We start from the raw sequence: 14,178 nt of genomic DNA, 5'->3' as shown, positions 1-14,178 counted from the left end.
ACAACCCGGTACTTCTTCGCCCCATGTCGATTGTGATACCGGATCCGATAAGAAGCGTGATCAGAAACCTTGTCATTGCTCTGACGTTGTTTGCAACGTTGCTTGCAACCCTGCCTGCGCAGGCGCTGGAGCCGATCCCTGTTCCGATCGATGTCGAAGCGCTGGATATCACCAATTCCGTCGACCTGCATCGCGAGGCCGGGACCCGGCTTCAGGTCTCGACCGCACCGGGTGCGGACGGCATCGTGCGGCGTATCGAGGTGCCGTCCCGCGACGGCACCAACACCAATTGGGCGGTCTTCGCGCTGGCCAACACCAGTGATGACCAGATCGACCGGCTGATCGTCGCGCCCAATTACAAGCTGGTCGGATCCGACCTGTTCTGGCCGGACCTCGGTTCCTCGCGCATCCTGGCGATCACGCCGAGCCAGGGCATTGCACCCGAGCGTCAGAAAAGTCTCGAGGCAGATGTCTTCCTGGTCACGCTCGATCCGGGCTCCATCGTAACTTTCGTGGCGGAAATGACGACGCCGAACCTGCCGGAAATCCGGATCTGGGAACCGGACGTCTACGAGGAAACCGTCAACGCTTACACGCTCTATCGCGGCATCATTCTGGGCATCTCCGGCCTGCTCGCCCTGTTCCTGACAATCCTTTTCGTGGTCAAGGGCACGGTCATGTTCCCGGCCACGGCAGCACTCGCCTGGTCGGTTCTCGCCTATCTGTGCATCGATTTCGGCTTCTGGGGCATGGTGTTCAAGCTGGAAGGCGGCGGCAGCCAGTTGGCGCGCGCCTGCGCCGAGGTCATGCTTGCGGCCAGCCTGATCATCTTCCTCTACGCCTATCTCAATCTCAATCGCTGGAACATTCACTATTCACACCTGGCGCTGACGACTCTGATCCTGATCCTGGGTCTGCTGGGCGTTGCGGTCTGGGACCCGTCGATTGCGGCCGGCATCGCCCGTCTGGCGCTCGCCGTCATCGGCCTACTCGGCTTTGTCACCATCGCCGTGCTCGCCTTCCAGCATTACGATCGTGCCATTCTGCTGATCCCGACCTGGTGCCTGCTGATGGCATGGCTGGTTGGTGCGGCCATGACCGTGACCGGATATCTGTCGAACGACATCGTGCAGCCCGCCCTTGGCGGAGGTCTCGTCCTGATCGTTCTGCTGATCGGCTTCACTGTGATGCAGCACGCTTTTGCGGGCGGGGCCATTGCGCAGGGGCTTATCTCCGATGTCGAACGCAAGGCCCTGGCGCTGACCGGAGCCGGTGACATCATCTGGGACTGGGACATCGACCGCGACCGCATTTACACGGGCAACGAGGTTGAAGACCTGCTCAATCTGAAGCGCGGCACCCTGGAGGGGCCCGCGCGCGACTGGCTGGACATCCTGCACCCTCAGGACCGTGACCGGTTCCGGGCAACGCTGGACGCGGTCATCGACCAGCGCCGCGGCAAGGTAACGCAAACTTTCCGGCTGCGTTCCGAAGACGGACATTTCCGCTGGTTCCGGTTGCGGGCCCGGCCGATCATCGGCTCGGACGGCGAGGTCATCCGCTGCGTGGGCACGCTGCTGGACGTGACAGAGGAGCGCACCGCAGAGGAACGTCTCCTGCACGATGCCGTCCATGACAATCTCACGGGCCTGCCGAACCGGGAACTGTTCGTCGACCGGTTGCGCACCAGCGTCATCCGGTCCCGGGCCGAGGAAACCTCCAAGCCGACCCTTCTTGTGCTCAACCTGGACCGCTTCAAGCAGGTCAACGACAGCATCGGCCTGTCAGCTGGCGACAGTATCCTTTTGACGGTTGCCCGCCGTCTCGGCCGCCTGATCGGCCAGCAGGACACGCTCGGCCGTCTTTCCGGTGACCAGTATGGCCTGGTTCTGCTCTCCGAACAGGAGCCGGACCGGATCGTTGCGCTGGCAGATTCGCTGCGCAAGGCCGTTCGCGCTCCGATCACCTTCGGTGACCGGGAAATCTTCCTGACCTGCTCTGTCGGCATTGCCTTCTTCGAAGGCGGCAAGCAAGCGGTTGAAGACATGGTCACCAATGCGGAGATCGCGCTCAACCACGCCAAGCGTCTGGGAGGCGATCGCCAGGAAGTGTTCCGTCCGATCCTGCGTCCGCTCGACAAGAACATCGTTGATCTGGAAGCCGACCTGCGCGAAGCGATCAAGAAAGAAACGCTCGGTGTCTACTTCCAGCCTATTATCCGGCTCGAAGACCAGGCAGTGGCCGGCTTCGAAGTGCTTGCACGCTGGAACCACGCCAAGCGCGGCAAGATTTCGCCGTCGGAGTTCATTCCCGTTGCCGAACAGTCCGGCCTCATCAACGAACTGGGCATCTACATGCTCGACAAGGGCGCACAACAACTGGCGTTCTGGCAACGCGAGTTCCCGATGCAGCAGCCGTTGTTTGCTTCGGTCAACCTGTCGTCCCGTCAGTTGCTCAAGCAGGATCTCATCAACGATGTGAAGGCGGTCCTGTCGCGAACCTCGCTGACGCCGGGTACCCTGAAACTGGAACTGACGGAATCGCTGGTCATGTCCAACCCGGAATATTCCGCCAAGGTGCTTGAGCGTCTTCGCGGATTGGGGGCAGGCCTGTCTCTGGACGACTTCGGCACCGGTCACTCCTCGCTGTCCTATCTGCAGCGCTTCCCGTTCGACACGATCAAGATCGACCAGTCCTTCGTGAAACCGAACGGTTCTTCCGCGCGGCCGGTCCTGCTCAGGACAATCGTCGCCATGGGACATGATCTCGGCATGTCTGTCGTTGCCGAGGGAGCGGAGAGCGAGAACGACGCGCTGGAGCTGTATCAGCTCGGCTGCGAATACGCTCAAGGCTTTTTCTTCGGCGAGGCTGTTACTGCAGCGGAAGCCACCAAGATCCTGCGCAAGATGCCGGCGCAGGCGGAAACGGCTTGATGTTCGCCGGCGTCTGGTACTCCGGGTAATAGTGCCTTCCGGAACGGTTGCGAGCGAACCTGCATTTCACTCACTCCGTGATGTCCATTGGCTCTCCATTGGCTCAGGCCTCGGGCAAGCGGCGGTCACGGGATGGATTGCAGGGTCGAGCCCTGCAATGACGAGAGAATTGGCAGGGCTGGGATCTGGAAGGGGAAAGCAGAGCATTCGCTTCCACTCGCTCGCGCTCTTCTGTCTCTGCGACCACTTGCTAAGAGCATGTTGACCCGCTGACCTTTCCACCCACTCCGTCATGCCATGGCTGGACCATGGCATCCATGCCGTTGGTTCTCCTTCGGCTGAGGCTTCGGCGAGGTCACGGGATGGAATTGCTGGGTCAAGTCCTGCAATGACGGCGGAGTTGGTTTGGTACGGTGGGGTTCGGAAGGCGAGGGCACGGTTGCCGCGCGGTTACCGCGTCAAGGTGCCAGGATGGGGACTGTCTTGTCCGTCTGCCTGATTTCCAGAGGCGTCGCGCCAAACGGATCGCCGTCCACCTGCGCCGCGACGGCGCCTGTGGCCAGAATGGAAGCGGACGTGAACGGGCGCACAAGAGCACCCTTGGCCTTGTGGATGCGGCCCATCAGCAAGGCAACGCCATAGCAGAAGGACGACCAGGGATCGTCTCTTTCCAGAACCAGCATATGCAGGCCAGGATCTGTCGCACCGCCGGGGCAGATGACAAAGGGGCCGCCATAGTGGCGGGCATTGCTGGCAACGGCGAGCTTGCCGGTCAGCTCTTCGCCGTCCAGAATCACTTTCAGCGAGGCGCTCTTGCGCTTGAAGCCGGTTCGCAGCGCAGTGATGACATAGGCGAGCTTGCCGAGACGCCGCTTCAGGGACAGCGGTACCGCGTGGACGACTTCGGCATCGAAGCCGGCAGAAGCCATCAGTACAAAGGGCCTGCCGTTGGCGAGGCCGTAATGGAGTTGCCTGGTCTTGCCGCGTCGGATGAGCTCGGCAATTGCTTTTGCATTGCGCGGCAGGCCGAGTTCCAGCGCCAGCACGTTGGCAGTACCAAAGGGAATGATACCCAGTTGTGGTGGGGCAGGGTGGTTCTGAAATCCGGTCAGCGCCTCGTTGACGGAGCCGTCGCCGCCTGCGACCACAAGCGTCTGAATGGGCAGCGAGGGATCTGCGCAGATGTCGCCGATCTCACCGGCATGACGGGTCAGCCGGATCTCGGTCTTGCAGCCGAGATCTTCCAGGCGATTGCGTACGTCATCCAGAAACTCGGCGCTGTAGCCACCCGAGGTCGGGTTGGCAACGATCAGCACCTTTCCGGCCATATCCGGAACCATTGTGCGCACTGCCGCTGCGCCGGACCACCAGAAACGTCTCACTCAAAATCCTCTGCACATCAGACAGGATTCGTTTTTTCGCCGTTCTTATACGGGGCCATTCCGCCACGCGCCAGTTCGTCCGCACGTTCATTGTCCGGATGACCGGCATGGCCTTTGACCCAGTGCCAGGTGACGTCATGGCGTTCCCTCGCGGCGTCAAGGGCTTGCCAAAGATCGGCGTTCTTCACCGGTTTGTTAGCGGCCGTGCGCCAATTCTTGCGCTTCCAGCCGTACATCCATTCCTTGATGCCGCTGCGCACATAGGTGCTGTCGGTATAGAGGTCGACCGCGCAAGGACGCTTGAGGGCATTCAGCGCCTCGATGGCGGCCATCAGCTCCATCCGGTTGTTGGTGGTTTCCTCCTCGCCGCCGCAGAGCTCTTTCTCATGCTCCCCGAACCGCAGGATCACCCCCCAACCGCCAGGGCCGGGATTGCCCGAACAGGCTCCGTCCGTATAGATCGTGACCCGGTTGCTGTCCGTCATCGCTCCAGCCCGTATGCCTGCGTGGTGGCGACACTCTGGTGAAACCGCAGTTTCTTCAGATACTCCAGCGGATCCTTCGGCGTGACCAGCGCACCTTCCGGCACGCTCAGCCAGTCGTAAAGCCGCGTCAGCAGGAAGCGCAGGGCCGCGCCGCGGCAAAGGGTCGGAAGAGCATCATACTCGGCCTCGCTCAACGGCCGTACGGCGGTGTAGCCCTTCAGCAGGGCCTTCGCCTTGGTGACGTTGAACGACATGTCCAGTTCGAAGCACCAGGCGTTCAGACAGATGGCAATGTCATAGGCGAAGGCATCATTGCAGGCGAAGTAGAAATCGATCAGGCCGGAAAGCTCGTTACCGAGAAAGAACACGTTGTCCGGAAAGAGGTCCGCATGGATCACCCCGCTCGGAAGTTCCCTGGGCCAGACCTTTTCAAGGTGATCGAGTTCGCTGGCGATCTCGCTGCCTAGGCCCGGATGAACCGTGTCGCTGCGCGCTCCGCATTGGTCGAACAGTGGCCGCCAGCCGCTGACGTCGAGCGCATTCTTGCGGTACCCGTCATAATCGGCACCGTCCAGATGCAACTCGGCCATCGCCCGCCCCAACTCGGCGCAATGATCCACTCTGGGCCGTTTGACCCACATGCCGTCCAGGAAGGTAACCAGAGCGGCCGGCCTGCCCGCAAGCGTGCCCAGCAGATTGCCGTCCCTGGAGGGAACCGGCGTCGGGCAGGAAAGACCCTTTGCCGCCAGATGCTGCAAAAGGTTCAGGAAATACGGCAGATCGTCCGGGTTCACACGCTTTTCGTAAAGCGTGAGGATATAAGACGCCTTGTCGGTGTGGACCAGGAAGTTGCTGTTCTCGACGCCTTCGGCGATGCCCTTGAAGGACAACAGACGCCCGACATCATAGCTGCCGATGAAGTCGTTGAGCTCTTCATCGGTCACTTCGGTGTAAACAGCCATGGGGTTATCCGGCAGCGGCCTGGGAGGCGGCGATCATGTCACGCAGCTCCCGCGGCAGGTTGAAGGAAATCGTTTCTTCGGCGGTGCGAACCGTCTCGACCTTGACGTCGAAGCGCTCGGCGAACGCCGCGATGATTTCCTCTACAAGAGTTTCGGGGGCCGATGCACCTGCTGTCAGACCCAATGAGGCAATGCCTTCGAAATCCCGCCAGTCAATGTCGCTTGCACGCTGGATCAGGACCGCCGTCTTGCAGCCGGCCCGTTCCGCAACTTCGCGCAGACGCTGCGAGTTGGAAGAATTCGGTGCTCCGACAACGATCATCGCGTCGACCCTTGGTGCCACCTGCTTGACCGCTTCCTGTCTGTTGGTCGTGGCGTAGCAGATGTCCTCCTTGTGCGGGGCGACAATCTGCGGGAACCGCGCCTGCAGCACTTCGACGATCCCGGCGGTGTCGTCCACCGACAAGGTGGTCTGGGTGATATAGGCAAGGGGCCGGTCGGTCTTCGGCGTGAACGCGCGGGCGTCGTCTACCGTCTCGATCAGGCTGACGGTGCCTTCGGGCAGCTGGCCCATGGTGCCGATCACCTCGGGATGGCCCGCATGGCCGATGAGCAGGATCTCGCGGTCCCTCCGGAAATGGATTTCGGCTTCCTTGTGGACTTTCGAGACCAGCGGACAGGTGGCATCGAGATAGAACATCTTGCGTGTCTGGGCATCTTCCGGGACGGATTTCGGTACGCCGTGGGCCGAGAAGATGACCGGCCTGTCAGTGTGTCCTTGCGGAATTTCTTCCAGCTCTTCCACGAAGACGGCGCCCTTCGCCTTCAGCCCGTCAACCACGAACTTGTTGTGCACGATTTCGTGACGGACGTAGACCGGACTGCCGTATTTTTCCAGGGCGAGTTCCACGATCTGGATGGCGCGGTCGACACCGGCGCAAAATCCGCGTGGCGCGCACAGGTGGATGGCAAGCGGTGTTTTTTCCTGTCTGCTCTCGGTCATCATGCTCTTTCGAGGAACGTTTCTGCGCGCAATAAGGGCTTGCAGCCACGCTGTGTCAAGGGATGTGCGGCAAGCTGAACCAATTCAGCCACAATGAGCTGCTTGAAGGTTTGCGTTTGACAAGCCTCGCCAAGCAATTCTTCTCCTGCTATGAAGCTCCGCCGACAAATGTTGCATTTTATGGAATGAAGATGATCAGTGCGATTCCCGCCGTCTCCGGCAAGACCCTGAAGACAGTTCTGGCCGTGGGCCTGTCCGCCGCGGCTTTGGCGGGGTGTATGAGTGCCGCTGATGGTGTTGCGGGCAAGGTCATTTCAGGCGGTCAGCAGCCGATCGAGATTTCTCCTGAAACTTTCGCTCCACCCGTTCCCTGTCCTGCCCTGCAGCTTCAATCCAACACCTATCTGATCCGCAAGTACGTCCGGGGCAAGGATAATGACCCTCAGGGACTGCTTTATCAGGCAACCGTCAAGGACTGGGCCAACACCTGTACGCAGCAACCCGACGGAAGCCGCCGCATGAAGCTTGGCCTGTCTGGCGACGTCACCTCCGGTCCGGCCTGGAAAGGTGGTGAAGTGGTTCTGCCGATGCGTGTCGCTATCGTTCCCGGTGGCAGCGGCGCCAAGCCGCTCAGCTCCGAGGTGCTGAAGATCCCGGTGACGCTCGGAGCCGATTCTCCCAGCGAAACCTGGACGTTGATCGAAGAGAAATTCACGATCCCGGCTGGTGCGGACGCCAAGGTCGTCTTCGGCTTCGACGAAGGCCGACGCCGGTAAGGCTGGGCGCTTCACGCCCGTAGCGAACTGAATTCAGATTCTGGAATGTCGCCCAGCCGGGAAAACTGAAACCGGCCGGCCGCGACTTGTGCGCCGTCATGACGACGGTGACTTAAATTGTGCACTGGCAAAATTGCCGGGGCAGCATGTCGCATATTGACAAGACTATGTCTGCCTCGCACAATCCCGCCCCAATCGGGGTCGTCCCCCGGTTGGCGTGGAAACACGTCAATGTTTGTGCGGGAGAGGCCGGGTGAAAGGATCCTGGCGCCGAAGGAGCAACCGCCCCGGAAACTCTCAGGCAGAAGGACCGCATGAACTGCAACGCTCTGGAAAGCAGTGCTCCGCAATTGGGTTTGTGGACTGCTCACCGAAGGAGTAACCGGAAGGCACCACGGGTGCCGGACGGGAAATCTCTCAGGTACTCGGACAGAGGGGGTGCAGACGGATCAGGACCCGCTCGGGCCGGTTCGGGACTGCGCAACCCCGAATACGAGGACCGTTCATGGCGGAAACCGTTGCAGATGCCGATCTGAAACAAACGCCTCTACACGACCTTCATGTGGAACTGGGTGCACGCATGGTGCCCTTTGCGGGTTACTCCATGCCCGTGCAGTACAAGGCCGGCATCATGGCCGAGCACCAGCAGACACGCACGAAGGCCGGCCTTTTTGATGTTTCCCACATGGGCCAGGCAGTGTTGATCGGTCCCGATCACGAAACCACTGCCCGGGCGCTGGAAACGCTGACCCCGTCCAATTTCGTCGAGCTTGGCCACGGCCGCCAGCGCTACACGGTGCTGCTCAATGACGAAGGTGGCATCATCGACGATCTGATGGTCACCCGGCCGCTTTCCGAAGCTGAAGACGGAAAGCTGATGCTGGTGGTCAATGCCTCCCGCAAGGATGTCGACTACGCACATTTCCGCGACAGATTGCCTGAAAACGTGACCCTTGAAGTGATCGAGGATCGTGCACTGATTGCGGTTCAGGGGCCGGAAGCCGTGGCTGCTGTCGCAGCTCACGCGCCGCAGGCCGCAGACCTCGGCTTCATGGCCGCCGCGCCGATGGAGTTCGACGGGATAGACTGCCACGTCGCCCGTGCCGGCTATACCGGCGAGGATGGCGTCGAGATGTCCGTACCTGCCGGAGCTGCCGAAGCAATTGCCCGTGCGCTGCTGGCTGACGACAGGGTCGGGGCGATTGGCCTTGGGGCCCGCGACAGCCTGCGCCTCGAGGCAGGTCTCTGCCTTTATGGCCATGACATTGACGAGATGACGTCTCCCGTTGAAGGCGCCATTACCTTCTGCATGCAGAAACGACGCCGCGAAGAAGGTGGTTTTCCGGGTGCCGAACGCATTCAGGGTGAACTCGAAAACGGACCGGGTCGTGTCCGCGTCGGTCTGCGCCTTGATGGCAAGGCACCCGCGCGCGAAGGGGCCGAGATAGCGCTGCCAGACGGGCCGGTGATCGGCACCGTGACATCCGGCGGCTTCGCGCCGACCGTGGGCGCCCCGATTGCCATGGGCTATGTCCCGGCGGAGCATTCCGAAACTGGCACGCCGCTTGAATTGATCGTCAGAGGCAAGCGCCTGCCCGCCACCGTTGCGGACATGCCGTTTGTTCCGAACCGCTATTACCGCAAACCCAAAGCATAAATCTTTCCAGATAACGGACGCACAACATGACCACCTATTACTCCAAGGACCACGAGTGGATCGCTGTAGACGGCGGTAATGCCACCATCGGCATCACCTCCTACGCACAGGAGCAGCTCGGCGACGTCGTTTATGTCGAATTGCCGGAAGCCGGAAAGGCGCTGTCCCAGGGCGACGAAGCCGCCGTTGTGGAATCCGTCAAGGCCGCCAGTGAAGTCTACGCACCGATCGACGGCGAAGTTGTCGAGGCAAATGATGCGCTGGTGGACGAACCGGCCAAGGTCAACGAAGATCCCGAAGGCGCTGCCTGGTTCATCAAGATGACTGTCGGCAACGCGGATCAGCTGTCCGACCTCATGGACGAGGCAGCCTACAAGGCATACGTGGGGACTTTGTAATTCATGGCGGGGCACTACTACACGGCACAGGTGGAATGGGCTTGCGACGGTGACTACGCCGCTAACGCCTATTCCAGAGGGCATATCTGGCGTTTTGACGGCGGTCTGGAGATCCCGGCAAGCGCATCGCCCACGGTGGTACCCCTGCCATATTCCATCGAAGCCGCCGTCGATCCGGAAGAGGCCTTCGTCGCAGCTATCTCGTCCTGCCACATGATGTCCTTTCTGGACCTTGCACGGCGGGCAAACTTCGTTGTCGCCAGCTACAGCGACCGTGCCCAGGGCGAAATGAGCCGTGTGGCACGGGGCAGGATGGCCATCACGAAAGTGGTGCTGCGGCCCGCAATCTCATTGGTTGCGGCGGAAGATCCGGACCCGACCTGGCTGACAGATCTGCATGAAAAGGCGCATGACGTCTGTTTCATCGCCAACTCCGTGAAGTGTGAAATCGTGGTGGAGCCCGAGCCGCTCCGTCTCGTCGCACCGTGACTTCCCGGAATCGGCCGCACCGTGTCGGGGCCGATTCCATGTTCTGGATGGTAACAAATCCTCTCTTCCGACCTCCCGGACGGTGCCATCGCGCCAAACCGGGATCGGGAAGCCCGTATTCGAGAGCTTGCAGGCTTCGGGTTCCGGGCCTCACTCCGTCCCCCGGGGGATGGTGAAATGAGAACGTGGATGATGCCGGTCCGATTTTTGATCAAACCCTTGGGAGCTGCCTGATGCGCTACCTGCCTTTGACCGATACCGACCGCAGCGACATGCTCGCGCGGATCGGCGTCAATTCTGTTGACGACCTCTTTGCGGATATTCCCGAAGACGTCCGTATGAAGGGCCTGCTGGACCTTCCCAAACGCGCCAGCGAAATGGAAGTGGAACGCAAACTCTCCGCCATGGCCTCCAGGAATACGGCTGCCGGTTCGGTACCGTTCTTCGTTGGCGCCGGTGCCTACAAGCATCACGTGCCGGCAACGGTCGATCACCTGATCCAGCGTTCGGAGTTCCTGACCTCCTACACGCCCTATCAGCCGGAAATCACGCAGGGTACGCTGCAGTATCTGTTTGAATTCCAGTCCCAGGTTGCACGCCTCACGGCCATGGATGTCGCCAACGCCTCCATGTATGACGGCTCCACCGGCACCGGCGAAGCCGTGCTGATGGCGCACCGGGTGACCAAGCGAAACAAGGCGGTGCTCTCCGGTGGATTGCATCCGCAATACCGTGCGGTCGTCGAGGGCCTGTCGAACATGGCTGGCGACCGCGTCGTCAGTCTGCCGGCCGACCCGACGGGCACGGAAGACATCCTGTCCCAGATCGATGACGAGACGTCCTGCGTCGTCGTCCAGTCGCCGTCGTTCTATGGCCAGCTTATCGACCTGAAGCCGATTGCCGAAAAGGCGCATCAGCACAAGGCGCTGCTGATTGCGGTCTTTACCGAAGTGGTCTCACTCGGCCTGATCGAGCCTCCGGGAACGCAAGGTGCTGATATCGTGGTTGGCGAAGGTCAGTCCATCGGCAACGGCCTCAATTTCGGCGGCCCTTATGTCGGCCTCTTCGCCACCCGTCAGCAATACGTCCGCCAGATGCCGGGCCGGCTCTGCGGCGAGACGGTAGATGCGGAAGGCAAGCGTGGCTTCGTGCTGACGCTGTCGACCCGCGAGCAGCATATCCGCCGCGACAAGGCAACGTCGAACATTTGCACCAACTCGGGGCTTTGCTGTCTTGCCTTCACCATTCACATGTCCCTGCTGGGGCAGGCGGGGTTGACCAGGCTGGCCCGCATCAACCACGGCAATGCGGTGAAGCTGAAGAAGCTTCTTGCCGGTGTGCATGGCGTCGAGGTTCTGAACTCGGCCTATTTCAACGAGTTCACCATTGCCCTGCCGAAAGTGGCCGAGGATGTAGTCGAACAATTGGCAGAACGCGGCGTTCTCGCAGGCCTGCCGGTTTCGCGTCTGGAACCGGGCAACAAGGATCTCGCGAACCTGCTGGTCGTCGCATCGACCGAAGTCAACACGGATGAAGACCGCGCGGCCTTTGCGGACGCGCTGAAGGAGGTGCTGGCATGAGCATGAACACGCAAGGTCGCCCGACCGCAGCGGGTGAAGCTGGAGAAACCTTCCGTCCGAAGACCTTCACCGGCAACCGCGGTCTCGACATGGAAGAGCCGCTGATCTTCGAATTCGGCTCGCTGGAAACCACCGGTGTCGACCTCGACGAGGATGAAGGCGCCGACTTCGAGCTTGGCGGCTTCGAGCGCAAGGCCGAGATTGGCCTGCCTGGCCTCGCCGAACCGGAAGCGATGCGCCACTACGTGCGCCTGTCGCGGAACAACTACGCCATCGACAGCGGTCTCTATCCGCTCGGGTCGTGCACCATGAAGCACAATCCGCGTCTCAACGAGAAGATGGCCCGTCTGCCTGGGTTCGCAGACATCCATCCTCTGCAGCCGGTCTCCTCCGTGCCCGGTGCGCTGGAACTGATCGATGCGCTTGCTCACTGGCTGATGGTCTCCACCAACACCTCTGCCGTCGCGATGAGCCCGAAGGCGGGTGCCCACGGCGAACTGTGCGGCATGATGGCGATCAAGGCGGCCCATACGGCGGCCGGTCGCGATCCGAAGATCGTGCTGGTGCCGGAAAGTGCCCACGGCACCAACCCGGCAACGGCAGCGCTGCTCGGCTACAAGGTGGTCAATATCGATGCCAAGGACGACGGGACCGTCGATCTGGATGCCTTGAAGAAGACCATTGCCGAGCACGAGGGCAATATTGCCGGCATCATGCTGACCAACCCGAACACCTGCGGGCTGTTCGAACGGGAAGTGAAGCAGATTGCCGACCTGATCCACAAGGCGGACGCCTATTTCTACTGCGATGGCGCCAACTTCAACGCCATCGTGGGCAAGGCCCGGCCGGGGGATCTTGGTGTCGACGCCATGCACATCAACCTGCACAAGACCTTTTCCACGCCCCATGGCGGTGGTGGTCCGGGTTCCGGTCCTGTGGTCCTGTCCGAGCGTCTGGCACCCTTTGCGCCGCTGCCGTTCATCCGCAAGACGGACAAGGGCCTTGAGCTGGTCGAAACCGAAGCTGGCACCAAAGACGGTGAGCAGCCCTTCGGCCGCATGACCGCCTTCCACGGCCAGATGGGCATGTACGTGCGGGCTCTGTCCTACATGATGAGCCACGGGTCCGACGGCCTGCGGCAAGCGTCGGAAGATGCGGTGCTGAACGCGAACTATGTCCGCGTCGGCCTGCAGGACCTGATGAGCCTGCCTTTTGGCGAGCGTCCTTGCATGCACGAAGTGCTGTTCGACGACAGCTTCCTGAAGGATACCGGTGTCACCACGCTCGACTTCGCCAAGGCGATGATCGACGAAGGCTATCATCCGATGACCATGTATTTCCCGCTGGTCGTTCATGGCGCGATGCTGATCGAGCCGACGGAGTCGGAAAGCCGGGCTGCACTGGACCTCTTCGTCGCCACCATGCGCGACCTCGTCATGAGTGCCAAGCGCGGCGAAACGGAACGTTTCTCCGGCGCGCCGTATCTCGCTCCGCGCCGCCGTCTGGACGAAACGGGCGCCGCCCGCAAGCCGGTCCTGAAATGGACCGAACCGGCTCCGGCTGAAGTAACCCCGGCCGCCGCGGAGTAATGTCCCGGACGATCTGTAAAAGCTTGAAAACCCCGGCTTCGGCCGGGGTTTTTGTTTCCCGGCATTCAGGTGTGTGCAGTCACCACGTTGGAGACGTGAGGAAAGCGGATGGCTTTCCCGTCAAAACAGCTGCCGACTGCTGTCAGGAAATCATTGAAGCAGGCGTTTCTTTCTTCCTCGGAAAGGCGGGACAGCTTGTCTCCGGTATGCATGCCGCCCATGGCCCCTTCGGCGTAAGCACGGCCATCCGGGTGATGCAGCGTGAGCGACACCGTCTCCAGCCGGATATCCTGAAACCCGGCAGCTTCAAAATTCGCCCGGATTTCTTCAGGGTCGGAGAGCTGGCAGATCGCACGAACGGCTGCTCCAGCCTCTGCGCCGACGTGTTTTTCCAATGCGGTTGCCTGCGCCATCAGCAAGGGGTTCTCGGATAGGCCGCGGGAAACGCAGAAGGCGACGCGGCCGCCGCGTGCCAGAACACGATGAAGTTCGCGCAGGGCTGCAACACGATCCGGGAAAAACTGCAGGGCCTGCTGGCAGTAAGCCAGGTCAAAGTTGGCGTCCGGGAAAGGCAGATTGCCGGCGTCCGCTTCGAACCATTCGGCTTTTATCCCGATTTCGTCTGCTTTGGTGGCCGCAACGGCCAGCATGTCTGCGCTCATGTCGACACCGGCCAGTTTTGCGAACCCGGTTCCATGGCTCGCTATTTCGCGGGTCACCGCTCCGGTGCCGCATGCAAGGTCCAGGATCCGGTCACCTTGCTGGGGAGGTTGTCGTCGAAGCAACTCTCGTGCCCAGGGCTGAAAGATCACCGGCACCATGACACTGTCGTATCGCTCGGCAAATGTTCCGTTTCGGGGGACGCTTTCCTGGTTGCTCATGGTTTGCTCCGGTCTGCGAACGGGTAAGGCAGTATAGGCCTAA

At 61.2% G+C, this 14,178-nt stretch carries 12 protein-coding genes and 1 riboswitch; of the genes, 7 read left to right on the top strand and 5 right to left on the bottom strand.

What is annotated here, in order from left to right; all coding sequences use genetic code 11:
• The first annotated feature begins 23 nt into the window (after positions 1 to 23).
• The gene (locus ACYQ54_RS14660) at positions 24 to 2,933 is read left to right on the top strand and encodes an EAL domain-containing protein (protein WP_460083506.1); all 2,910 of its coding nucleotides are present in this window, start codon (positions 24 to 26) and stop codon (positions 2,931 to 2,933) included.
• A 458-nt stretch (positions 2,934 to 3,391) separates the two neighbouring features.
• Here ACYQ54_RS14660 and ACYQ54_RS14655 read toward each other — a convergent pair whose 3' ends face one another.
• Genes ACYQ54_RS14655 through ispH form a run of 4 tightly spaced genes read right to left on the bottom strand, consistent with a single transcriptional unit; the run spans position 3,392 to position 6,768 of the window.
• Entirely contained in the window at positions 3,392 to 4,315 is a 924-nt protein-coding gene (locus ACYQ54_RS14655; protein ID WP_460083504.1) for a diacylglycerol/lipid kinase family protein, read from the bottom strand.
• A gap of 17 nt (positions 4,316 to 4,332) precedes the next feature.
• Positions 4,333 to 4,800, bottom strand: a complete 468-nt coding sequence (rnhA, locus tag ACYQ54_RS14650) for a ribonuclease HI (protein ID WP_460083502.1) — start codon at positions 4,798 to 4,800, stop codon at positions 4,333 to 4,335.
• A complete protein-coding gene (thrB, locus tag ACYQ54_RS14645; RefSeq protein ID WP_460083500.1) occupies positions 4,797 to 5,762 on the bottom strand; it encodes a homoserine kinase in 966 nt (321 codons plus the stop codon). Before thrB ends, rnhA begins: the two co-directional genes overlap by 4 nt.
• 4 nt (positions 5,763 to 5,766) lie before the next feature.
• Entirely contained in the window at positions 5,767 to 6,768 is a 1,002-nt protein-coding gene (gene ispH, locus ACYQ54_RS14640; RefSeq protein ID WP_460083499.1) for a 4-hydroxy-3-methylbut-2-enyl diphosphate reductase, read from the bottom strand.
• A 188-nt stretch (positions 6,769 to 6,956) separates the two neighbouring features.
• On the opposite strand from ispH, the gene ACYQ54_RS14635 reads away from it, so the two are divergent.
• From ACYQ54_RS14635 to gcvPB, 6 genes are all read left to right on the top strand, one after another.
• Positions 6,957 to 7,541 carry a hypothetical protein gene (locus tag ACYQ54_RS14635; protein ID WP_460083497.1) on the top strand — a complete coding sequence of 195 codons (585 nt, stop codon included), beginning with the start codon at positions 6,957 to 6,959 and terminating at the stop codon, positions 7,539 to 7,541.
• A gap of 230 nt (positions 7,542 to 7,771) precedes the next feature.
• Positions 7,772 to 7,864, top strand: a riboswitch (glycine riboswitch).
• 182 nt (positions 7,865 to 8,046) lie between these two features.
• The gene (gene gcvT, locus ACYQ54_RS14630) at positions 8,047 to 9,198 is read left to right on the top strand and encodes a glycine cleavage system aminomethyltransferase GcvT (RefSeq protein ID WP_460083495.1); all 1,152 of its coding nucleotides are present in this window, start codon (positions 8,047 to 8,049) and stop codon (positions 9,196 to 9,198) included.
• Positions 9,199 to 9,224: 26 nt separating this feature from the next.
• Positions 9,225 to 9,596: a glycine cleavage system protein GcvH gene (gcvH, locus tag ACYQ54_RS14625; RefSeq protein WP_460083493.1), complete on the top strand. Its 372-nt coding sequence runs from the start codon at positions 9,225 to 9,227 to the stop codon at positions 9,594 to 9,596.
• 3 nt (positions 9,597 to 9,599) lie between these two features.
• Positions 9,600 to 10,085 (top strand): OsmC family protein, encoded by a 486-nt coding sequence (locus ACYQ54_RS14620; RefSeq protein ID WP_460083492.1) that lies wholly within the window; start codon positions 9,600 to 9,602, stop codon positions 10,083 to 10,085.
• Positions 10,086 to 10,318: 233 nt separating this feature from the next.
• Positions 10,319 to 11,665: an aminomethyl-transferring glycine dehydrogenase subunit GcvPA gene (gene gcvPA / locus ACYQ54_RS14615; RefSeq protein WP_460083490.1), complete on the top strand. Its 1,347-nt coding sequence runs from the start codon at positions 10,319 to 10,321 to the stop codon at positions 11,663 to 11,665.
• The gene (gcvPB, locus tag ACYQ54_RS14610; RefSeq protein ID WP_460083488.1) at positions 11,662 to 13,254 is read left to right on the top strand and encodes an aminomethyl-transferring glycine dehydrogenase subunit GcvPB; all 1,593 of its coding nucleotides are present in this window, start codon (positions 11,662 to 11,664) and stop codon (positions 13,252 to 13,254) included. Before gcvPA ends, gcvPB begins: the two co-directional genes overlap by 4 nt.
• Before the next feature lie 65 nt (positions 13,255 to 13,319).
• On the opposite strand, the gene ACYQ54_RS14605 is transcribed toward gcvPB, so the two are convergent.
• Complete coding sequence (locus ACYQ54_RS14605) at positions 13,320 to 14,135, bottom strand: class I SAM-dependent methyltransferase (protein ID WP_460083486.1); 816 nt, start codon at positions 14,133 to 14,135, stop codon at positions 13,320 to 13,322.
• Positions 14,136 to 14,178 lie beyond the last annotated feature (43 nt).

Source organism: Roseibium sp. LAB1 (assembly GCF_054658235.1).
The sequence above is the reverse complement of the archived record's forward strand: the minus strand, read 5'-3'. Positions and strand labels throughout refer to the sequence as shown.

Coding starts and splice junctions, on each gene's coding strand:
- ispH (WP_460083499.1), bottom strand. CDS start 6,768: ATGATGACCGAGAGCAGACAGGAAAAAACACCGCTTGCCATCCACCTG.
- gcvPA (WP_460083490.1), top strand. CDS start 10,319: ATGCGCTACCTGCCTTTGACCGATACCGACCGCAGCGACATGCTCGCG.
- gcvPB (WP_460083488.1), top strand. CDS start 11,662: ATGAGCATGAACACGCAAGGTCGCCCGACCGCAGCGGGTGAAGCTGGA.
- rnhA (WP_460083502.1), bottom strand. CDS start 4,800: ATGACGGACAGCAACCGGGTCACGATCTATACGGACGGAGCCTGTTCG.
- ACYQ54_RS14635 (WP_460083497.1), top strand. CDS start 6,957: ATGATCAGTGCGATTCCCGCCGTCTCCGGCAAGACCCTGAAGACAGTT.
- ACYQ54_RS14660 (WP_460083506.1), top strand. CDS start 24: ATGTCGATTGTGATACCGGATCCGATAAGAAGCGTGATCAGAAACCTT.
- thrB (WP_460083500.1), bottom strand. CDS start 5,762: ATGGCTGTTTACACCGAAGTGACCGATGAAGAGCTCAACGACTTCATC.
- ACYQ54_RS14605 (WP_460083486.1), bottom strand. CDS start 14,135: ATGAGCAACCAGGAAAGCGTCCCCCGAAACGGAACATTTGCCGAGCGA.
- gcvH (WP_460083493.1), top strand. CDS start 9,225: ATGACCACCTATTACTCCAAGGACCACGAGTGGATCGCTGTAGACGGC.
- gcvT (WP_460083495.1), top strand. CDS start 8,047: ATGGCGGAAACCGTTGCAGATGCCGATCTGAAACAAACGCCTCTACAC.
- ACYQ54_RS14620 (WP_460083492.1), top strand. CDS start 9,600: ATGGCGGGGCACTACTACACGGCACAGGTGGAATGGGCTTGCGACGGT.